Raw genomic sequence first — 20,693 nt, forward strand, 5'->3', positions numbered from 1 at the left:
ATCTATGTGGTCGACAACGCGGGCGACGTCATCACCGAGGCGACCAGTGCCGGCACCGATGAAATCCGGACGTCGCTTGCGACCTACTCGATCGCAGCACTGACCAATGTCGAGGATCTGAGCTATAATGGAACGGCGGCCTTCACCGGCACCGGCAATGCATCCGCCAACACGATCACCGGCGGTAACGGGGGCAACACGCTTACCGGTGGTGCCGGCGACGATATTCTCATCGGTGGGGCGGCAGCGGACTTTTTCATCTATTCGCCGAACTGGGGCCACGATACGATCACGAATTTCGTGGCGACCGGCACAGCGCATGACACGATCAGGATCGATCACAGCGTTTTTGCAGATTGGGCGTCGCTTCTTGCCGCATCCAGTCAGTCTGGCAGCGATACAATCGTTACCGCGGATATCAACAACACCATAACGTTGAAGAATGTCGCCGTATCGAGCCTGGAGTCGACGGATTTCCAGTTTGCGTGACCTTCGCTCGGACTTCCTCGGCGGAACCTTCTGCCGAGGAGGATTGGACCGAGGTTATTGCGGCGGCGTGCCGCAACCTGGGTCCTTGGTTGAAGGCCGTCATAAGTCAGGTGCTTAAGACGCCTCGCCGAGTTGGGCGGCGCCAGTATTGGGGAGCTGTCTCAACGTTGGTGGCAGCGCCAAACGTGGTAGCGAGGGCCAAAAACAGCGCGGCCCGCGCGATGGCGGGCCGTGTATCGGCGAGGCTTTCGTTTCAACGGGTCTCATATCGTGATGCCCTGATCGGAACCGCGACTCCGGCCGTCCGTTACCCTTTGAGGAACGGAGGACATGGACATGCCCAAGAGAAAAGCCATCGTCGAGGCGGCGCTCGAGTCCGGGTACGAGCGCCAGGCACTGGGGATCATGAATACGGAGCAAGCTCTGAAGCTTGAGGATTCCGACGGTCTTGTTTTCAGTCATCCAGATAAAGAGGCCGGCGTAACGGATCATTTTGTTGATCAGGATGAGCTGCGCCGATTGGTGCGGCGGTCAACGTCGCCGCTTCCCCCATTGCAATCGCAGGCTCGTACGACGCGTTCGTCCTGAACTTCAGGCAATCATGTAGCCGCCGTCCACCGGCATCGATATCCCGTTCACCATGGCAGCCTGATCGGAGAGCAGGAAAAGAACGACCTCGGCGATGTCTGCCGGTTCGGCGAAGCGACCGACGGGGATTCGCTTCATCATTCCCGCGGCTTTCTCGGGATCGCTCCATGCCTTCACCGCCATCGGGGTCAGCGTCACCGTTGGGTGGACGCCGTTGGCGCGGATGCCGTGCGGCGCAAGCTCCTTTGCCATGACCCGCGTCAAGCCATCCAACCCGCCCTTCGACGCACAATAGGCAGCGTGGTCGGGGATGCCGACGAAGGACGCGACCGACGAGACGTTGACGATGGCGCCCTTGCGGCCCGCCTTGATCAGCGAACGGGCATATTCCTGGGCCACGATCATCGGAGCACGGGTGTTGACCGCAACAAGTCGGTCGAATGCTTCGACTGTCGTATCCAGGAACGGCTGGAGCTCGGTCGTGCCGGCGCAGTTGACGAGGAAATCGGCGGGAAGGGCAGCGATGACAGCCTCTCTGGTCGCATCGGCATCGGCGAGATCGACCTGTATGGCCCGGCAGCCGGATTCCTGTTGCAGCGCTTCGACATCGGCGGCACTCCGGGTCAGCGCGACGACCTGCGCACCCCGTTCGATGAGCATCCTCACAAGTTCGCGTCCGATGCCTTTTCCGGCGCCGGTCACGATGACCGTCTTTCCTTTGAACTCCATGGATCGCCTCCCTTACAGTCTCTGGCCCGTTTCCCGATCGAAGATATGCGCACGCCGGGGATCGATATGGAAGTACATCGTCCGTCCGGGATCGACTTCGATGCGCTCGCGGATCAGGGCGTCGATCGGCACGCCTCCCGTGCGGCCGAAGATCAATGTCTCCGAACCCGTGGGCTCGAACACGGAGACCTCGACCGGAACGCCTTCATCGCCGATGGTGATATGCTCCGGCCGGATGCCGTAGGTAACGGCTCTTCCTTCATCCGCATTTGTACTTCCCATGGGAAGGGCGATACCCTGGTCGGTGACGACGACCTTCCTGCCGTCGCGGGTCGCGATCCGGCCCTGCAGGAAGTTCATCGATGGGCTGCCGATGAAGCCTGCGACGAAGAGGTTGACCGGGAAGTCGTAGAGATCGAGAGGCTTGCCGATCTGCTCGACCCTGCCGTCACGCATCACCACGATCTTATTGGCCATTGTCATGGCCTCGATCTGATCATGCGTGACGTAGACGGTGGTGGTCTTCAGCCGCTGGTGAAGCTCCTTGATCTCGACGCGCATGGTGACGCGAAGCTTGGCGTCGAGGTTCGACAACGGCTCGTCGAACAGGAAGACCTTCGGATCGCGCACGATCGCGCGGCCCATCGCCACACGCTGACGCTGTCCGCCTGACAATTGCTTCGGATAGCGGTCGAGATAACGCGTCAGGTCGAGGATCTCGGCCGCTCTGCCGACCTTCTCGTCGATCTCCGCCTTGGGGCGCTTGGCCATCTTCAGCGGAAAGCCCATGTTCTCGGCGACCGTCTTGTGCGGATAGAGCGCATAGCTCTGGAAGACCATCGCGATGTCGCGCTCCTTCGGCGGAGCGTTGGTGACGACACGGCCGCCGATCCGGATGTCGCCGCCGCTGACGGTCTCAAGACCGGCGATCATCCGCAGCAGGGTGGACTTGCCGCATCCGGATGGGCCGACCAGCACGACGAATTCGCCGTCCTCGATGTCGACACTGACGCCGTGCATGACCTGGAGTGCACCATACCTTTTGGTGACGTCGCTCACCTGTACATTTGCCAAAGTCGTTCCTCCCTAAAGCAGCAATTTAAAGTGCTGCAGCATCCTTTGCGCGTCTGATGAGACGCGCGGCGCTGTCGTGTCTTGATGGTGTTGACGGAAATTCATCGGCTCATCCCTTCCAGACGAGATAGGCGCCGAGGACTGCCGAGATTGCTGCCGCAAACCATACCGAAAGCCCGAACGGCTCGATGAACCGCATCCAGAACAGCGAGAGCGCGACCCAGATCACAATCGAGATGAACAGCCGGTCGAACCAGTTCGTTTCGATCGGCAGAAAGCCCGGCTTGCGTTCACCATTTCCTGACGGAGATGTCATGGCTTCATCCTTTCACGGCGCCGAAGGTCAGGCCGGCAACGATGTGACGCTGGACCACCGAAAACACGATGAGCGCCGGAACCAATGTCAGCATTGAGATCGCGGCCATGATGCCCCAGGCCGTTCCCGTGGTCGTCACATATTCCGACAGGCCGGTGGTCAGCGTCCGCGCATTGAAATTGGTGAGCGTCGCCGCCAGCAGATATTCGTTCCACGCAAACACCCACGTCAGGATCAGCGTCACCGCAAGTCCGGGCCGTGCCAGGGGGAAGACGATGTCGTAGAGGACGACCCATGGGCTGGCGCCATCCATATAGGCCGCCTCATCCAACTCCTTCGGAATGGCTTCCACGGTCGGTCGCAGCGTCCAGATTGCGAAGGGAAGGTTGAAGGAGCAGTAGACCAGGATCATGCCGAGCCGGGAATCGGCGAGCGAGAAGTCGCCGATCCTGTAGACCTGCGTCAGCAGCAGGAAGAGCGGCAGCAGGAAGACCGCCGGCGGCGCCATGCGGTTGGTGATCGTCCAGAAGAAGATGCTTTCCTTGCCGGCAAGCTCGAAACGCGTCAGGGCGTAGCAGGCAAAAAAGCCGAGCGTCGTCACGAGCAGCGCGTTGCCTGACGAGATGATCAGCGAATTGAGCATGTAGCCGCGCAAGGTCGGGTTGGTCAGCACGTCCTGATAGTTCTTCCAGAAGAAGCTCCGGAGAATGACGTCGGGCGTCGAGAACAGGTCGAAGGGCTGTTTCACCGATATGACGAACAGCCAGTAAATCGGGAAAAGCGTCGCGAGGCTTATCAGCGTCCACAGGACGACCGGAAGCCAGGGGGTCTGGTTCTTCATCGCGTCAACCTCTCTTCACGCGGGGCGCAATCAAGCCGACATAGAGCAGCCAGCAGACGACGATGGTGAGGTAAAGGACGATGACGGAGATCGCCGAACCGTAGCCGTAATTCGTCTTGGGAAAGACTTCCCGGAAAATATGGACGCCGATGTAGCGCGTCGATGAACCCGGACCGCCGCCGGTCAGCATCAGCACTTCGTCGACGGTGCGCAGCGCATCCATCAGCCGGATGAACACCGTGGCGAGCAGGGCCGGGCGGATCAAAGGGAGTGTTATGTGCCAGAAGATCTGGCTCTTGCCGGCGCCGTCGATCTGCGCCTGCTCGAATGGGTCTGACGGAAGCGAGACGAGGGCGGCGATCAGCGAGAGGGTGACGAGCGGCGTCCAGTGCCAGATATCCATGATGACCGTCACGGTGAAGGCCGCGACGGCACTCTGGCCGATATTCAGATCGTAGCCGAACCAGCTTCGGAGGAGATAGGGAATGATGCCGATCGACGGCGTGGTCATCAGCTTCCAGACGGAGCCGACGATGATCGGCGCCATGATCAGCGGCAGGGTATGGATCGTGCGAAACACCGCTTTTCCGGGAAAGTCCTTGAGCAGCGCCTGGGCGAGGATGTAGCCGAGGACCAGCTCCGACACGACCGCGAAGAAGACGAACGCCAGGGTTATGCCGAGCGATGCCAGGAACTGCTGGTCGAAGACCAGCCGCCGATAGTTCTCAGCCCAGTTGAAGATCATGCCCGGATTGGCCGCGAACGGGTTCCATGAATGGAAAGAGACCCAGAGGACGTAGACGAAAGGAAAGATCCCGAACAGTCCGAGGATCACTATGGTCGGTGACAGCAACAGCCACCCGAGCTTCTGCGAATGCATCGCCTATCCCCCATTGAACGTTATGTGGACGTCCGCTCCACCTGGAGCGCAAAGATGACGGGTCGTCGGAACGACCCGTCAGTTGGGGAGGATGTTTTATTTGCGATAGCCGAGCGAGGTGAGCTCCTCTTCGGCCTTGGCCGCCATCTGGTCGAGGCCTTCATCGGGGCCGATCTTGCCGGTCAGGATGTCGTAGAAGATCGGAGCGGTCGCTTCACGTACCTGCGCATGGAAGGGGTAGGGAGGAGCGCCGGCGAAGAGCTTGCCCTCGTCCTTCAGCATTGTGTAGAAGCCACCGAGCTTGGCGTCCATCTCCTTCACCTTCGGATCGTCGAACGTCGCCGTGTTGGTGATGCGCGGTGCGGCGATGGCCCAATCGGGCTGAACTTCGTTCTGACCGATGAATTCGAGGAAGAGCAGCGACGCTTCCTTGTTCTTGGACGTGACCGGCACGCCGAAGGCGCCGCCATCGTAGTAGCCGATATAGCCCTTTCCGGCTTTCGCATCATCCAATACGCCCGGCTCGAGCGGCGGCAGAGCGAAGCCGACCTGGCCGACCACCTTCGACTGCGCCGGATCGCTGGCGATCCACGCGGCATTCTCACCATAGATCAGCCCCTGGGCGACACGGCCCGCGGCAAACGTCGTTGCGGTTTCCGTCCAGGTTGACTGGGTCGATTCCGGAGGAGCGATGTCGCGCAGGTGCAGCCAATATTTCAGCGCGGCCTTCGCCTTGTCACCGTTCATCGAGCCGCCGTGTTCGACCGTCGCCGCATAATTGTTCTTGGCGTCGATGCCCCAATTGTAGACGCCGAAGGTCGGCACGATGGACTCGAAGAATTCATACCAGGAGGCCGGATGGCCGGTATGGGCCTGAGCGGTCGTGCCCCAGAGCTCCAGACCGTTGTCCTTGCCGTATTTCGTGAAGAATTCGGCAATCTGGGTGTACTCCTCGTGGGTCGTCGCCGGCTTCAGGTCCTTGCCGGTTTCCTTCTTGAAGGCTTCCTTGATCTTCGCATCGTCGAAGAGGTCCTTGCGATAGAGATAGGTCTTCAGGAAGGCTTCCATCGGAACGCCGAAGAGATCGCCGCTCGTGTCCTTGAAGTAGTCGGCAAAGCTGGTGAAGTTCGCATCGTCGTAGGTCGGCGCTTTCAGATCCGGCTGGTCTTTCAGCGTCTTCGTGATGTCGACGAGGAAATTCCTGGCGAGATAGGAGTAGATGATGTCCTGCTCGATGTAGACCATGTCATAGATGCCGGTCTTGGCTTCCATGTCCTTGATGGCCTTGTCGTACATCTGATCCCAGGACGTCGTCTCGATGTCGACCTTGATGCCGGTCTTCTTTTCGAATTCCGGAGCAAGCACGTTCTTGATGTAGTTCGACGGCGGGGTGCTTTCGGTGACGCCGTGCAGGGTCACGCCCTTGAATTTAGCCCCGGCGTCGGACCAGAAGTCGGCCCAGGCCGGTGAAGCGGTGGCGGCGAGGCCGAGCGTCAGCGCAAGCGCGCTAGCCTTCAAAGCATAGTTCATTTCCAATCCTCCCAGAGTGCAGCGAGATCATTTCGCCGGTGCTTTGTGTAGGCCAAAAAAACCGGCGGCGCAACATTTGTTGTCTAAACATGCAAATCATGAGCCTATCCCATTGATTTCTGCAGAAACTAATTTCTGCTGGGAGGTAGGGTAAGCGCGAAAACGGCATAATATATTGCATTGCAAAGAAATTTTGCGAAGCAGCAAAAAGCTAGCCGCTGAAATTATTTGTTGCCTCACCAAACTAAATGGCATAGCACTGTCCGCGATCAAGAGCATCTCGCGGAGGAAAAGGCTATGCGTCGATTGGGTATCCATTCATTTGTATGGACAGGTGGCCAAACGCAGGAGGGGCTGGAGATGGCCCTCAACAAGACGGCCGAACACGGATATCGCACCATCGAATTTGCCTATCTGCGCCCCGAGAAATTCAACCTCGATCGACTGGCGAAGCTTGCCCAATCCCTTGACGTCGAGATTGGCGTGACGATGGGTCTGCCGCTCGACAAGGACGTATCGAGCGAGGACATGTCTGCTGTCTCCGCCGGCAAGCAGACGCTGGCCGACGCCGTTCGGGCGGTCCGCGATATCGGCGGCAACAAGCTCGGCGGGATTCTCTATTCCGCCCACACCAAATACAATCGCCAGCCGACGAGGAAGGGCTGGGACAACAGCGTCGCCGCGATCGCCGCGACCGGCGAGGTCGCCAGGCAGGCAAACGTCGACCTCGTCCTGGAGGTCGTCAACCGGTTCGAGACGAACCTGCTGAATACCACGGCGCAGGGGTTGAAGTTCATCGCCGAGACGGGATCGGAGCATGTCCGTCTCCATCTCGACACGTTCCATATGAACATCGAGGAAGCCAATCCGGCCGCGGCGATCCGTCTCGCCGGCGACAAGATCGGTTATTTCCACATCGGCGAGAGCAATCGCGGCTACCTCGGCGACGGCGTCATCAACTTCGATCTGATCTTCGACGCGCTGCTCGACATCGACTATAGGCGCGACATCGTATTCGAAAGTTTCTCGACGACGGTGGTCGACGAGGGCCTGTCGCTCGCCTGCGCGATCTGGCGCGACACCTGGGAGGATAATGATCCGCTTGCAGCACACGCGAAGCGCTACATCGAGCTGAAATATGACGAGGCCAAGCGCCGCCGCGCCACAAACGCGCGGCCCTAATTATCCTTCTGACAGCCTGTTCCAGTCGTGTAAGGGTTGGGCGACTTGAAGGGAATTGAAATATGAACGACACCGTCTCCATCGGAAGTTCGCCGCGCAGGATCCGACAGAACAATATCGTCGCCGCCTTGCAGACGATCTACGCTCACCGAAGCCTCAGCAGGGCGGATCTCGCCCGCAAGCTCGGGATGAACCGTTCATCCTCGGGAGAGATCGTCGCGGAACTGACGGAAGGCGGGTTCGTTCAGGAATCGGACGAGAGCGGCAAGCAGCGCTCGGAGCCCTCCCGTGCCGGGCGGCCGGGCATCATGCTCGAACTGGTTCCCGATGCCGCGTTCTTCGTCGGAATCGAGATCGGCGTCGAGCATATATCGGCAGCCGTCATCGATCTCTCCGCAGAAGTCCGGGCATGTCGAAAAATGGCGTTCGATACACCGTCTTCGACGGTGGAAGAGGCGGTGGCGCAGGGTGTCGAGCTCATTGTCGGCGTGATGGCGAAGAGGATGATCGGCAGGTGCAAGGGTCTCGGCATATCGACGCCGGCCCATATCCGGCCGGATGGTTTTGTCACCCTGGCACCGATCATCGGCTGGCGGGACGTGCCGTTGAAGGAGATTGGCCGATCCGCTTTCCTGGCCGTTGTCCCGGCCGCCGTCCCGATCACGGTCGAAAACGACGCCAACGCCTTCGCGATCGGTGACAGCTATCGCCACGGCGCCGCGGGAGTGACCCTGTTCCTGCTCATGGAAACCGGCGTCGGCGGCGGCATCATGATCGATGGCAAACTGTTTCGTGGCGGCCACGGTCTGGCGGGAGAAATCGGCCACACCCTGGTGCCGGGAAGCGGTGGTCAGAAGTTTGAACAGCTGATCGGTCGCGAGGTGCTCATCAGGCAGTATCGCGAGGCTGTCGGCCGCGAGAACGCCGATCTGCAGGATTTCCTCGGCGACGTTCGTGACCGTGTCCCGGCTGCCGTCAACATCGCCGAAACCTGGTCGCGCCATCTCGCCTACGCATTGCTGCAAGCCTGTCGCCTGCTCGACCCGGACAGGATCGTGCTGGGCGGCTCCGTGGCATCCCTCTACCCGATGGTCGCTGCCCGCGTGGCGGTCCACATGTCGGAGAGCCAGAACATCCCTTTCCCCACGCCTGAGATCGTCGTGGACGGTGATGCGGAGTTCGGTTCCGCCTTCGGGGCGGCATGCATGTTGCACCAGCGCTTTCTGTCACTGGAGAGCGAGGAGTTCGGCAGCGAGGATGGTGCGCCGGTCCAATCGGCGACGAGTTGACGACAAGAACTATCGAAAGCAGGATTGCAAATGGCTTCAATACTGGCTCCGGACGCGCTTGGTCCCACGGTTTGCGTAGGCGAGATCCTTGTGGAGATCGTCGCCACGACGGTCGGAGACGGATTTCTCGAAGCCCAGCCGCTGGTCGGTCCGTTTGCGAGCGGCGCGCCGGCGATCTTCATCTCGCAATGCGGCCGGCTCGGCGGCAAGTCGGCCATGGTCGGCGCTGTCGGCGATGACGATTTCGGCCGGGTGAATACCGATCGCCTCAAGCGCGACGGCGTCGACGTTTCGGCGATCTCGATCGATCCGGACTATCCGACGGGAAGCGCGTTTGTCCGCTACCGCAAGGATGGCTCCAGAGATTTCGTCTACAATATCGCCACATCGGCAGCCGCGCGTTTCGGCTGGTCTCAAACGGTCGGCGATCTCATCGATCGGAGCGGGCATCTTCACGTGATGGGCTCGGCTCTGTCGGTCCCCAGTGCGCGCGAGGTGATCGACAAGGCGGTCGATATCGTCAAGGCGCGCGGGGGAACGCTCTCGGTGGATCCGAACATTCGCAAGGAGTTGAAGCTGGACGAGGACACCGAGCGCCGGTTTTCCAAGCTTGTTGCCATGGCTGATCTGCTTCTGCCGTCCGGAGAGGAGCTTGAACGTGCCGCAGGTGTCGAAGGCGAGGCGGAAGCAATCCGCCGCTTATTCGAGATGGGCGTCAAGGAAATCGTGCTGAAGCGCGGCGCCGACGGCGCGACCTATTTCGGCAGGCAAGGAGACCGCATCGAGGCTCCGGCATTCGTCGTTCGTGAGGTCGATCCGACCGGCGCCGGCGACTGCTTCGGCGGAGCCTATCTCACCTGCCGGCGGCTCGGAATGTCTCAGAAGCAAGCGCTGACCTATGCCTCCGCCGCCGGCGCCCGCAATGTGACGGTGCTGGGTCCGATGGAAGGCGCCGGCACTCGGCAGGAACTCGATGCATTTATTGCTTCAACGGAAAGGCGGCCGTGATGCAGGTGCACCTCGACGAACTGGCCAGACTGAGGATCGAAGGCCGCCCGAAAGGCGTGACCTCCGTATGCTCCGCTCATCCGATCGTGCTTCGGGCAGCACTCCGGCACGGGCGGCAACAGGAAAGCACCGTCCTGATCGAGGCGACCTGTAACCAGGTCAATCACCTCGGCGGCTACACTGGAATGACGCCAAGCGACTTCGCGTCTCTCGTCATGAAGATCGCTGCCGAGGAGGCGTGCCCCGAAGAACTGATCGTTCTCGGCGGCGATCACCTCGGCCCCAATCCCTGGCGCGACCGCCCGGCGGAAGAGGCCATGGCCGAAGCGGAGAAGATGGTTGCCGCCTATGTCGAGGCCGGTTTCCGCAAGATCCACCTCGACGCCTCGATGGGCTGCAAGGGCGAGCCGGTGGCGCTCGACGACGAAACCACCGCCCATCGCGCCGCCCGGCTGGCTGTTGTCGCCGAGGCCTCGGCGAAAAAGGCCGGCGGCGCGATGCCGGTTTACGTCATCGGCACCGAAGTGCCGCCGCCGGGTGGAGCCGACCATGCCCTCACGACGATCGAGCCGACGGCCGCAGCGGCGGCGCTGAAGACGATCGATGTCCACCGCCGGGTCTTTGCCGAGGAGGGCCTAACGGAGGCGTTCGGACGCGCTATCGGGCTGGTCGTTCAGCCGGGTGTCGAGTTCGGCAATCACAATGTCATCCTTTATGACCGCAGCAAGATCGAGGCGCTGCAATCAGTGCTCACCGAGGAGCCGCAATTCGTGTTCGAGGCTCACTCGACGGATTATCAGGGCACCCGGCCGTTGGCCGCGCTGGTGGAGGACGGGTTTCCCATTCTGAAAGTCGGTCCCGAGCTGACCTTCGTCCTGCGCGAGGCGCTCTATGCGCTGGATGCGATCGCGTCCGATCTGTTGCCCGACTACGGCGAGCGCCCGCTTCATGCGGCGATGGAAACGCTGATGCTCGATCAGCCCGGCAATTGGAGCCGCCACTACCACGGAACCGATGGCGAGAAGCGGTGGCTGCGGCACTATTCGCTCTCCGACCGTATCCGCTACTACTGGGCGTCGACCGAAGCGCAACATGCAGTCCGGCGCCTGTGCGAGGCGCTTCGAGGTCAATCCGTACCGCTGCCATTGCTTTGGCAGCATATGCCGGCCGCGCAGCATTTTTCAGGTGCGCCGCTCGATCCGGAACAGGTTTTGGTCTGGAGAGTGACAAGGAGTCTTTCGGACTATCACGCCGCCTGCGGCGTCGGAAAGAATGAGCAATCAGCATCAAGATAGGAGGAGAAATCGATGACGGAACTGAACGGGAAGATCGCAGCGGTCACGGGTGCAGCATCCGGTATTGGCCTTGCTTCGACGGAGGCGATGCTCGCCGCAGGCGCGACGGTCGTGCTGGTGGACCGCGATCAGAAGGCGCTTGAGACGGTTTGCCAACGGCTTGGCGAGCGCGCCATTCCGCTGGTGATCAACTTGCTGGATCCGGACCAGTGCGCGGGACTGCTCGAGGGCGTCCTGTCGAAGACGGGCAAACTCGACATTCTGCATGCCAATGCGGGCACCTATATCGGCGGCGACCTGATGGAAACCGACCTCGATACCATCGATCGGATGCTCAATCTCAACGTGAACGTCGTCATCAAGAACGTTCGAAATGTCATTCCTCACATGATCGAACGCGGCACTGGCGACATTGTCGTCACCAGCTCGGTCGCCGGACATTCGGCGATTCCGTGGGAACCGGTCTATTCGTCATCGAAGTGGGCGATGACCTGCTTCGTCCAGACGATGCGACGCCAGCTTTTGAAAAATGGCATTCGCGTGGGGTCGGTTTCTCCAGGGCCGGTGATCAGCGCTCTACTGGCGGATTGGCCGGAAGAAAACCTTCGCAAGGCCAAGGAGGCCGGCGCTTTGATCGAGCCCAAGGAAGTCGCCGACGCGATCATCTTCATGCTGACCCGGCCGCGCAACGTCACCATCCGCGATATCGTGGTGCTTCCAAGCGCATTCGACATCTGAAGGAGCCGAACATGAGCTACCAGGAGAAATTTCGCCTTGTCGGCGAACGCGCGGTGGTCACCGGCGGAGGGCGCGCGATCGGCCTTTGCTGCACCGAGGCGCTGGCGGAGGCGGGTGCTGCCGTCGTCGTCATCGAACGCAGCGAGGCCGACGCTGAGCAAGCGCTTGCGTTGCGCGACAAAGGCTACGACATCGAAGTCCGGGTCGGCGACGTCACCGACGCGGCCCGCATGGAAGCGATCGCGACCGAGCTTGCCGATGCAGGCCGGCCGGCGACGATCCTCGTCAACAATGCCGGCATCGGCCAGAGCGGCATCCCGGCGGAGGATCTCACCGACGCCGACTGGTTGCGCATGATGGACGTCAATCTCAACGGCGTCTTCTGGTGCTCGCGCGCCTTCGGTCGTCCCATGATTTCGCTGAAACGCGGCGCCATCGTGAACCTCGGCTCAATGTCGGGGCACATCTGCAACCGGCCTCAGCCTCAGACGGCCTATAACGTCTCCAAGGCGGCGGTCCATCACCTCACGCGCTCGTTGGCGGCCGAGTGGGCGCATCACGGCATCAGGGTCAATGCCGTCGCGCCCACCTATATCGAGACACCGATGGTGGTCGCCGTCGAAGCCAATCGCGAGCGGATTCCGCTCTGGCTCGCCGACACGCCGATGGGGAGGATGGGAACGCCGGAGGAGGTTGCAAGTGCTGTCCTCTTCCTCGCATCGGGCGCCGCCAGCCTGATGACCGGGGCGATCGTCAATGTCGATGCAGGTTTCACCTGCTGGTAATCCTTGCGGGACAGGCGCGAGGGGCGCCTCGTCCGCACTGGAAGGTCGGCAGCCGACAAATCAACCAATGTGGAAACGTTACCACATTTTCTTGACTCCCAATTCCGCTCCATTTATTCGAATGTGGAAACGTTGCCATATCTGGGAGGAGCTTCATGAAATCCGCACGGTTGAACCGACTTTTCGGCGTGTCTGGAAATTGTTTTGACGTTGCCATCGATCACGGCATGTTCAATGAACGGACGTTCCTCGCCGGCATCGAGAACATGAAGACGGCCATCGAGGTGATCGCGCAAGCCGCACCCGACGCCATCCAGCTTCCGCCGGGAACGGCACCCATTCTGCAGGCGATCCCCGGCAAACATCGCCCGGCACTGGTGCTGCGCACCGATATCGCCAACATCTACGGCAATCCGCTGCCGTCCCAGCTGTTTTCCGAAATGATCGACAGGGCGGTGGAGCAGGGCGTTGCCTTGGACGCGGCCTGCGTCGTCGTCAATCTTTTGATGCTGCCGGACCAGCCGGAGGTCTACCGCGCCTGTGTGCGCAATGTGAACAGCCTGAAGCGCGAATGCGAGATCTACGGCATGCCGCTGATGGTCGAGCCGCTGGTCATGCAGGACAATTCCAAGGGCGCCTATATGGTCGACGGCGCGATTGACAAGATCCTGCCGCTTGTGCGCCAGGCGGCCGAACTCGGCGCCGATATCATCAAGGCCGACCCCTGCGACAATGTCGATGAATATCACCGCGTGGTCGAGATCGCCCAGGGGCTGCCGGTGCTGGTGCGCGGCGGCGGGCGGGTTTCGGATCAGGAAATCCTGATCCGTACCAAGCAGTTGATGGAGCAGGGCGCCCGTGGCATCGTCTATGGCCGCAACGTCATTCAACACAACAATCCCGGCGGCATGACGCGGGCTTTGATGGCGATCGTCCATGACAAGGCTTCGGTCGAGCAAGCCTCGCTGCATATCGGCTGACGCGCGGCTGGGAGGAGATGTCATGACGAAAACATTCCGCTTCGGCGTCATCGGCTGCGGTCTGATGGGACGCGAATTCGCCAGTGCCGCGGCGCGCTGGCTGCACCTGGCTGATGTGAAGGCGCGACCGGAAATCGTCGCCGTCTGCGACACCAACACGACGCTGCTCGACTGGTTCAGGGATCATGTGCCGACTGTTCGCCAGTTCACCGCCGACTATAAGGAGCTTCTGGCCAATCCCGAGGTCGATGCGGTCTATTGCGCCGTCCCGCATGTGCTGCACCAGCAATTCTATATCGACGTTCTGAAGGCCGGAAAACATCTTCTCGGTGAAAAGCCCTTCGGCATGGACGCCGCTCAGAACCGGGAGATCATGGCGGTTCTAGCCGAGCATCCCGACCTCCTGGTCCGCTGCTCGTCGGAAATGCCGTTCTTCCCCGGTGCACAGAAGGTCATCGCGCTCGCAAAAAGCGGCGAGATGGGAGATATCCTCGAAGTCGAGGCGGGGTTCCTGCATTCTTCGGATATCGACCGGCAGAAGCCGATCAACTGGAAGCGGATGGCCGAGATCAACGGCGATTATGGCTGCATGGGTGATCTCGGCATGCATGTGCTGCACGCGCCGCTGCGTCTCGGCTGGCGCCCGACCACACTGCATGCGCAATTGGTCAAAAAGGTCACCGAACGTCCCGACGGCAAGGGCGGCATGCTGCCCTGCACCACCTGGGACAATGCCACGATCAGCAGCCGCGTGCGCACTGCAGATCAGGATTTTCCGATGGTGCTGAAAACCTGGCGCATCGCGCCCGGCGAATCCAACAGCTGGTACATCCGCGTTCTCGGCATGAAGAAGAGCGCATTCTTCAGCACGAAGTCTCCGCGCCAGTGGCAGTGGATGGATTATAATGGCGGTGCGCAGGCCTGGAGCACCGAGGATCTCGGCTATGGCTCGCTGTTTCCGGCCATAACAGGCAAGATCTTCGAATTCGGTTTTGCCGACGCCATACAGCAGATGTGGGCGGCCTTCGTCGACGAGCTTGCCGGCGGCGATGCCAACGGTTTCGGTTGCGCGACGCCGGCGGAGGCGCAGGCGCATCATGCCGTCCTGACGGCAGCCCTCAAATCCGGCCGCGAGGACGTGGTGGTGCCGGTCGCCTATGACGGGGCGTCCGTCTGATGCAGCGCTCCGAGATCAACGCCGCGTTGCGGCGGGCAACCGAAACTCTCGAGCGCTGGCATTGGTCCCTGCCGGCATGGGGCTATTGGACGGCGGCGGATTTTGCCGCTCATCCGGCGGCATCGGCCTATTTGCGCTCCCATCAGCTGGGTTGGGATGTCACCGATTTCGGCTCGAACCGGTTTGCCGAATGCGGCCTCGTGCTGTTTTGCCTGCGCAATGGCATCGTTGATGTCGAGGGGGAGCGGACCTATGCCGAAAAGCTGCTCTTCGTTGGGGAAGGGCAGCTCACGCCGACGCACCGCCATGCGGCGAAGATGGAAGACATCATCAATCGCGCCGGCGGCGATCTCGTCATCGAATTCGCCGCAACCGATACCGATGGCAATGTGCTGAAGGAGGATGTGACGGTTCCGGTCGACGGGCTGCCGCACCGGCTCGCCGCATGGGAGCCGCTGGTTCTCCAGCCCGGCCAGAGCGTGACGATCCGCACCGGGCTTTACCACCGCTTCTACGGCAGGAAAGACAGCGGACCCGTCCTTGTCGGCGAGGTCAGCCAGGTCAACGACGACAACAGCGATAATGTCTTCCTGGAGCCGATCGGGCGCTTTGCCGCGATTGAGGAGGACGAGCCGCCGCTCAGACCCTTGTGGAACGAGGGAGCCAGCTGATGCGAAGCCGGGAGGCGGTTCAACATCGCGACAGTCAGAAGCAGGGCGGCATCGTCTGCGCGGGAAACTTCATCGTCGATCGTGTCCACACCCTGTCCTATTGGCCCGAACAGGGCAATCTTGCGCATATCCTGCACCAGGATCTGGGTGTGGGGGGCGGGGCGGCCAATGTCGTCACCGATCTGGCCTCGCTCGGATTTCCTGGACAGCTGGCAGCGGCCGGGTGCATCGGTGCTGATCAGGACGGGGAGATCGTCAAGGCCCGCCTTGCGGTTGCCGGCGTCGATGTCGGTGGGTTGACGGCGCTGGCCGACCGCGTCACGGCGCATACGCATGTCATGAATGTGCCCGGTCAAAACCGCACCTTCTTCTATCATGGTGGCGCCAACGATGCGGTCACCGACAAACATGTTTCACCCGCGACCTTCGCTGAGGCCGGCTATCGGCTGTTCTATCTCGGTTATCTCCTGCTGTTGCCGGGTCTCGACCGCATCGGTCCCGACGGCCGTTCGGGAGCATCGCGCCTGCTGGAGGCCGCGCGCCGCGCCGGGCTGACCACCTGCGTGGATTTCGTATCGAGCGAGGACCCGGAATTTGCAGCCAAGGTCGGCGTCGCTCTGCCCTTCTGCGATTACCTGATCATCAACGAGATGGAGGCTGGCCGGGCAACCGGCGTTGTCGTTCGCGATGCAAAGGGAGACTTGGTCGAGGCGGGGCTTCTGGAAGCGGGCGAGCGCCTGCTTGCCGCGGGCGTCGCGAAGGGTGCGATCATCCATGCGCCGGAAATCTGCTTCTGGTTTGCGCCGGGCGCTTCCCCGGTCATGACGCGGTCACGACCGGTTGATCCCCATGATATCGTCAGCACGGTCGGCGCGGGAGACGCCTTCTGTGCCGCCGTGCTCTACGGCCTGCATGAGAACTGGCCTGTCGAGCATATCTGCGCCGTCGCCCATGCTGCGGCTGCGCGTTGCCTCGCGGGTGCGACGGCCACCGATGGCATCCCCGACATGTCTGTCCTCCTTCGCGAGGCGAAGGAGACGCACCCGCAATCCGCTTAGCCCATCGGCGTCGGCTCACGAGAGCGCGGCGCCGATCACCATCCAGTCAGAATGGAGGAGCAGAGATGAAGCTATTCGATATGGCAGCCGTGCACGGCACCTTTGCCGATTTGGGCGCGACCAGGGAGGCAGGGCGATGACCTATGCGGAAACGGGGCGGCTCTCCGGCAAGGTGGCACTGGTCACGGGAGGCGCGAGTGGCATCGGCAAAGCGGTCTGCGAACGCTTCGCCGCCGAAGGCGCCAGGGTTGTCGTGGCGGATCTCGACGGTGAACGCTGCGCACGGGTGGCGGAAGCGATCGGCCCGCATGCCTGGGGTGTGGCGCTTGACGTGACCAGCCAGGACAGCATCGAAGAAGCTGTGCGCTTCACGATATCAACCGCCGGTCAGATCGACATCCTGGTCAACGCCGCCGGCATTTACGACGTCGAGTCGATTCTGGATATATCCCGGGAACGGACCGCTCGGGTCTTTCAGGTCAATATCGAAGGCCTGATCTTCATGACGCAGGCCGTCGCCCAGCACATGGTGGAGAGAGGGGGAGGTGGACGCATCATCAACTTCTCGTCCCAGGCGGGGCGACGGGGCGAAGGACCTGCCGTGGCCTACTGCGCGTCCAAGGCGGCGGTCATCAGCATCACGCAAAGCTGCGCCCTGGAGCTGATCCGCTACGGGATCAACGTCAACGCCATCGCTCCCGGTGTCGTCGATACGCCGATGTGGGATGTCGTCGATGCAAAACTCGGCAGCCGTGAAGGTTTGAAACCCGGTGACGTCAAGCGTCGCGTGGCTGCCGCCGTTCCCGCCGGACGATTTGGCGCCCCCCAGGAACAAGCGGCCATGGCAGCCTTCCTGGCCGGGCCTGATGCAGCATACATCGTGGCGCAGTGCTACAATGTCGATGGCGGCAATGTCATGAGCTGACGCTTCGCTTCATCTGCGGCAATAGGCAATCGAACTTGGGGTCTGGAGGAGTGGAATGAAGGCTGTACGCTTGGAGTCGATCGCATCTTTGACCATGCGCAGTGTCGAAAAACCGGTCGCCGGGCCGGGCGAGCTGCTTGTCCGGGTCGCAGCCGCCGGCATCTGCGGTTCCGACCGCCACATGTACAAGGGCGAGTATCCGACGGCGATCCCCGTCACGCTGGGCCACGAATTCTGCGGCATCGTCGAAGAGATCGGCGATGGGGTGACACGGTTTGCCGGCGGCGAGTTGGTGACGGTCGACCCGAATATCGCCTGCGGCATCTGTCGGGCTTGCGCGCAGGCGCGGCCGAACCTGTGCGAGAGCCTGACCGCCATCGGCGTGACACGGGATGGCGGCTTTGCCGAATATGTGGCGGTGCCGCACGCGCAGGCCTTCAGGCTGCCGGCCGACCTCGATCCCGTTCACGGCGCCTTCAGCGAACCGCTGGCCTGTTGTATCCACGCCATCGACAAGGCAGGGATCCGTCCGGGTGACAGCGTCGCCATCCTCGGCGGCGGTGTGATCGGCCTGCTGATGGTGCAGCTGGCCCGCCTGGCGGGGGCGAGCGAGATCATTCTGATCACGCGGCAGCAATCAAGACGCCAAACGGCTCAGCGCCTGGGGGCGACGCACGCCTTCGACCCGGCCTCTTCGGACACGATCGCGTCCGTTCGAGAGGTCACCAAAGGCGGCGCCGACGTGGTCATCGAATGCGCCGGCGTCAGCGACACGCTTCAAAGCGGTCTGAAAATGGCGCGGCGCGGTGGCGCCTTCGTGCTTTTCGGCGTGACGCCGGCGGGTGTCGAGGTGCCGGTTCTGCCCTTCGATCTGCTGATAAACGAAGTCGATATCAGGCCGGCCTACCTCAATCCTTTCACCCATTCGCGCGCTGCGGCAATGGTGGCCAGCGGAGTATTGGAGCTGGATGCATTGGTCACCAGAACCATCGGCCTCGAGCAGGTCGCCGAGGTGGTGGGCAACGCGCCATTGCCCGGCGAGATCAAGGTCATCGTCCGGCCTTAGCCTCGAGACCCCCCTGCTCAGCTGCGGACGGGGCCGGTGGAATCGCGCTCGATCAGCGTGACCGGCACCTTTACGATTGTACCGTGTCGGGATTCGTCCCCGGTCTGGTGCTCGTCGATCAGCGCTTCCAGCAGCCGTGCCGCCTGCTGCCCGACATCGCGGATCGGTTGGGCAACCGTTGTCAGCCGCGGAAAGACGTAGGCTGCTTCCGGCAGGTCGTCGAAGCCGACGACCGAATAGTCGTTCGGAACCGAAAATCCGCGATCCTGGATGGCATGGATGGCGGCAATCGCTGAAACGTCGGTCGTGCCGATGATGGCGGTGATATCAGGCTGAGATGCCAGCAATTCTCGCGCCAGCCGGTAGGTTTCTGCAAAGCTGTGCTCTTCCGCCATCGCCACGACGGCAGGCGCGATGCCGCCTTTCGCCATTTCCGCGATGATGCCTTGAAGGCGAAGCTGGATGGGCTGGCTGTGCGCCGGCGCGCCGACGATGGCGATCGCCCGGTGGCCGAGGCCGATCAGATGGCGCGCCATCAGCCGCCCGCCTTCCTCGTGATCGGCCATGACAGCGTCGTCTGCGATGCCGTTCAGCTCGCGGTCAATGGCGATGATCGGAATGCGAGCGTCCCGCAGCACCCCGAAATGCTCGATGCTGCCGAAGGCGCTGGCGACGATGACGCCGTCGACGCGCTGGGCGAGCAGCATCGAGATATAACGCGCCTCGTGGTCCATATTTTCCGCCGTGCTGCAGATCAGCGTCTGATAGCCGTGCTGAAACAATTCCTGTTCGATGGCATGGGCCAGGATGCCGAAGAAGGGCACCTCGATCGACGGCAGCATCAGTCCGATCATCCGGCTTGGCGCACCGCGCAACATGCGTGCGCCCTTGCTGGGCGTGTAATTCAGTGCATGGATCGCCGCCTCGACGCGGTCTCGGAGCTCAGGCGAGGCATAACCGCTGTTGTTGAGCACGCGCGAAACCGAAGAGACCGACGTTCCTGCAAGTTTGGCGATATGTCTGATGCTGGTCGTCACGTGCTCGTTTTTCTTTTTCTAGCGGCGGTCGAATGAACCGAACTGCTGAAGTTCACCTCCATTTGTCATCCACTAGATCACTAGCGGCACGCCGCATCAAGCGCGCTCCGCTCGCCATCCCGTTGTCCTTCTCCGTTTCAAACGACACAAAGCAGGCATTGCGGGACGATGACTCAGCGAAGATATGTCCACGCGCTGAATATTTTGGCGATCACTTTCCCATTCTCGCGTCGTAGCTGCCCATGGACAGTTTTTTGCTCGTCGGAAAAATCGATAAGGTCGAAGAAAACACTTTCATTTCGTTCGATATTTCCAAGGAAGAAAACGTCCTTACGGACGACCAGTCCCTTGCAGGGAAACCAGTTTTCCAGGGCGCGGTCGGCGAGTGCCTGATACTCGGCAAAATAAAACAATCCTGCGCCGTTGAACTCCTGCGAAGCGCTGGGATCAAACTTAAAGGTTCGAAGCGCCCTGTGAGCGAGGACGGAAAACCCGAAATGCGTGCCTAACCGTCCATTCCGGATGTCCACAGCGTTCTGGGCCAGAGGACTGGGCTGGAAGCGCCGTCCCTGCCGCTCAGGCAACGTCACACGCGCGATCGAGTGATTGTTGTCTTTGATCGTTCTGTGAACGAAGGTAGAGATGAGTTCCACCGCGCCGACGCTTCGTCCGTGCAGAGACAAGTCGTGTCGGGTCGACGTTCGGGTTCGCGAGACTGCGGACAGCTTCGAGTGGATCGTCAAAATGTCATTTGCCTGCACGATGGCGAAATGGGCATCCGTCAGGGACGTTGCACAGATCGCGGCATAGGCTTCCTCTCCATCGGCCGTTCTGAAATCCGCATTGTCGAGCCCGAGGTGACGGGCGAGCATCAGCCAGTGACGATGGCCGAGTTCCTTCATCAGCCAGGTCTCCGACAGCCCGTTTCCATTCAAATGCGGCATGCCGAGAAGCACATGCGGATCAAGGGCACGTTCCATCAAGTCGCGTGCCGAAGGTCCTGCGGGCGGAAAATCGAGAAGGGCTGCGCTCATC

The 20,693-nt window shown here is 61.4% G+C and carries 21 protein-coding genes and 1 pseudogene; 14 read left to right on the forward strand and 8 right to left on the reverse strand.

Annotation, left to right across the window (positions count from 1 at the left end; genetic code table 11):
* Nucleotides 1–489: pseudogene (locus EEQ99_RS24485) on the forward strand (M10 family metallopeptidase); the annotation flags it as partial.
* A gap of 330 nt (nt 490–819) precedes the next feature.
* Entirely contained in the window at nt 820–1,077 is a 258-nt protein-coding gene (locus EEQ99_RS24490; RefSeq protein WP_063476317.1) for a hypothetical protein, read from the forward strand.
* A 3-nt stretch (nt 1,078–1,080) separates the two neighbouring features.
* On the opposite strand, the gene EEQ99_RS24495 is transcribed toward EEQ99_RS24490, so the two are convergent.
* The 6 genes from EEQ99_RS24495 to EEQ99_RS24520 form a co-directional block, all read right to left on the reverse strand.
* Complete coding sequence (locus tag EEQ99_RS24495; RefSeq protein WP_028756845.1) at nt 1,081–1,806, reverse strand: SDR family oxidoreductase; 726 nt, start codon at nt 1,804–1,806, stop codon at nt 1,081–1,083.
* 12 nt (nt 1,807–1,818) lie between these two features.
* The gene (locus EEQ99_RS24500) at nt 1,819–2,880 is read right to left on the reverse strand and encodes an ABC transporter ATP-binding protein (protein WP_028756846.1); all 1,062 of its coding nucleotides are present in this window, start codon (nt 2,878–2,880) and stop codon (nt 1,819–1,821) included.
* Nucleotides 2,881–2,989: 109 nt separating this feature from the next.
* A complete protein-coding gene (locus tag EEQ99_RS24505; protein WP_028756847.1) occupies nt 2,990–3,196 on the reverse strand; it encodes a DUF2160 family membrane protein in 207 nt (68 codons plus the stop codon).
* A gap of 4 nt (nt 3,197–3,200) precedes the next feature.
* On the reverse strand, nt 3,201–4,037 hold the full coding sequence (locus EEQ99_RS24510; RefSeq protein ID WP_028756848.1) for a carbohydrate ABC transporter permease: 837 nt from the start codon (nt 4,035–4,037) through the stop codon (nt 3,201–3,203).
* 4 nt (nt 4,038–4,041) lie between these two features.
* A complete protein-coding gene (locus tag EEQ99_RS24515; protein ID WP_047613532.1) occupies nt 4,042–4,917 on the reverse strand; it encodes a carbohydrate ABC transporter permease in 876 nt (291 codons plus the stop codon).
* A 96-nt stretch (nt 4,918–5,013) separates the two neighbouring features.
* Nucleotides 5,014–6,447: an extracellular solute-binding protein gene (locus EEQ99_RS24520; RefSeq protein ID WP_028756850.1), complete on the reverse strand. Its 1,434-nt coding sequence runs from the start codon at nt 6,445–6,447 to the stop codon at nt 5,014–5,016.
* A 297-nt stretch (nt 6,448–6,744) separates the two neighbouring features.
* Between EEQ99_RS24520 and EEQ99_RS24525 the strand changes: the two genes are divergently transcribed.
* From EEQ99_RS24525 to EEQ99_RS24580, 12 genes are all read left to right on the forward strand, one after another.
* Nucleotides 6,745–7,629 (forward strand): sugar phosphate isomerase/epimerase family protein, encoded by an 885-nt coding sequence (locus EEQ99_RS24525; protein ID WP_028756851.1) that lies wholly within the window; start codon nt 6,745–6,747, stop codon nt 7,627–7,629.
* Between the two features lie 62 nt (nt 7,630–7,691).
* On the forward strand, nt 7,692–8,918 hold the full coding sequence (locus EEQ99_RS24530; protein ID WP_127431221.1) for an ROK family transcriptional regulator: 1,227 nt from the start codon (nt 7,692–7,694) through the stop codon (nt 8,916–8,918).
* 30 nt (nt 8,919–8,948) lie between these two features.
* Entirely contained in the window at nt 8,949–9,926 is a 978-nt protein-coding gene (locus EEQ99_RS24535) for a tagatose kinase (protein WP_127431222.1), read from the forward strand.
* A complete protein-coding gene (locus EEQ99_RS24540) occupies nt 9,926–11,221 on the forward strand; it encodes a D-tagatose-bisphosphate aldolase, class II, non-catalytic subunit (protein ID WP_127431274.1) in 1,296 nt (431 codons plus the stop codon). Before EEQ99_RS24535 ends, EEQ99_RS24540 begins: the two co-directional genes overlap by 1 nt.
* Before the next feature lie 12 nt (nt 11,222–11,233).
* The gene (locus EEQ99_RS24545) at nt 11,234–11,959 is read left to right on the forward strand and encodes an SDR family oxidoreductase (RefSeq protein ID WP_127431223.1); all 726 of its coding nucleotides are present in this window, start codon (nt 11,234–11,236) and stop codon (nt 11,957–11,959) included.
* Between the two features lie 11 nt (nt 11,960–11,970).
* Nucleotides 11,971–12,744, forward strand: coding sequence for an SDR family NAD(P)-dependent oxidoreductase (locus tag EEQ99_RS24550; protein WP_127431224.1), 774 nt, complete (start codon nt 11,971–11,973; stop codon nt 12,742–12,744).
* A gap of 155 nt (nt 12,745–12,899) precedes the next feature.
* Nucleotides 12,900–13,724, forward strand: a complete 825-nt coding sequence (locus tag EEQ99_RS24555; RefSeq protein WP_127431225.1) for a class I fructose-bisphosphate aldolase — start codon at nt 12,900–12,902, stop codon at nt 13,722–13,724.
* Between the two features lie 22 nt (nt 13,725–13,746).
* Nucleotides 13,747–14,901 (forward strand): Gfo/Idh/MocA family protein, encoded by a 1,155-nt coding sequence (locus EEQ99_RS24560; RefSeq protein WP_127431226.1) that lies wholly within the window; start codon nt 13,747–13,749, stop codon nt 14,899–14,901.
* Nucleotides 14,901–15,572 (forward strand): D-lyxose/D-mannose family sugar isomerase, encoded by a 672-nt coding sequence (locus tag EEQ99_RS24565; RefSeq protein ID WP_063476323.1) that lies wholly within the window; start codon nt 14,901–14,903, stop codon nt 15,570–15,572. The genes EEQ99_RS24560 and EEQ99_RS24565 overlap by 1 nt, the downstream gene beginning before the upstream one ends.
* The gene (locus tag EEQ99_RS24570) at nt 15,572–16,630 is read left to right on the forward strand and encodes a carbohydrate kinase family protein (RefSeq protein WP_127431227.1); all 1,059 of its coding nucleotides are present in this window, start codon (nt 15,572–15,574) and stop codon (nt 16,628–16,630) included. Before EEQ99_RS24565 ends, EEQ99_RS24570 begins: the two co-directional genes overlap by 1 nt.
* 136 nt (nt 16,631–16,766) lie before the next feature.
* Complete coding sequence (locus EEQ99_RS24575; protein WP_127431228.1) at nt 16,767–17,555, forward strand: L-iditol 2-dehydrogenase; 789 nt, start codon at nt 16,767–16,769, stop codon at nt 17,553–17,555.
* Nucleotides 17,556–17,610: 55 nt separating this feature from the next.
* The gene (locus EEQ99_RS24580; protein ID WP_127431229.1) at nt 17,611–18,621 is read left to right on the forward strand and encodes a zinc-dependent alcohol dehydrogenase family protein; all 1,011 of its coding nucleotides are present in this window, start codon (nt 17,611–17,613) and stop codon (nt 18,619–18,621) included.
* A gap of 17 nt (nt 18,622–18,638) precedes the next feature.
* On the opposite strand, the gene EEQ99_RS24585 is transcribed toward EEQ99_RS24580, so the two are convergent.
* Nucleotides 18,639–19,658 (reverse strand): LacI family DNA-binding transcriptional regulator, encoded by a 1,020-nt coding sequence (locus tag EEQ99_RS24585; protein WP_127431230.1) that lies wholly within the window; start codon nt 19,656–19,658, stop codon nt 18,639–18,641.
* Nucleotides 19,659–19,831: 173 nt separating this feature from the next.
* Nucleotides 19,832–20,692 (reverse strand): Pnap_2097 family protein, encoded by an 861-nt coding sequence (locus tag EEQ99_RS24590; protein WP_047614371.1) that lies wholly within the window; start codon nt 20,690–20,692, stop codon nt 19,832–19,834.
* Nucleotide 20,693 lies beyond the last annotated feature (1 nt).

The organism is Rhizobium anhuiense (assembly GCF_003985145.1).
In the GTDB taxonomy this organism is placed as follows: domain Bacteria; phylum Pseudomonadota; class Alphaproteobacteria; order Rhizobiales; family Rhizobiaceae; genus Rhizobium; species Rhizobium anhuiense.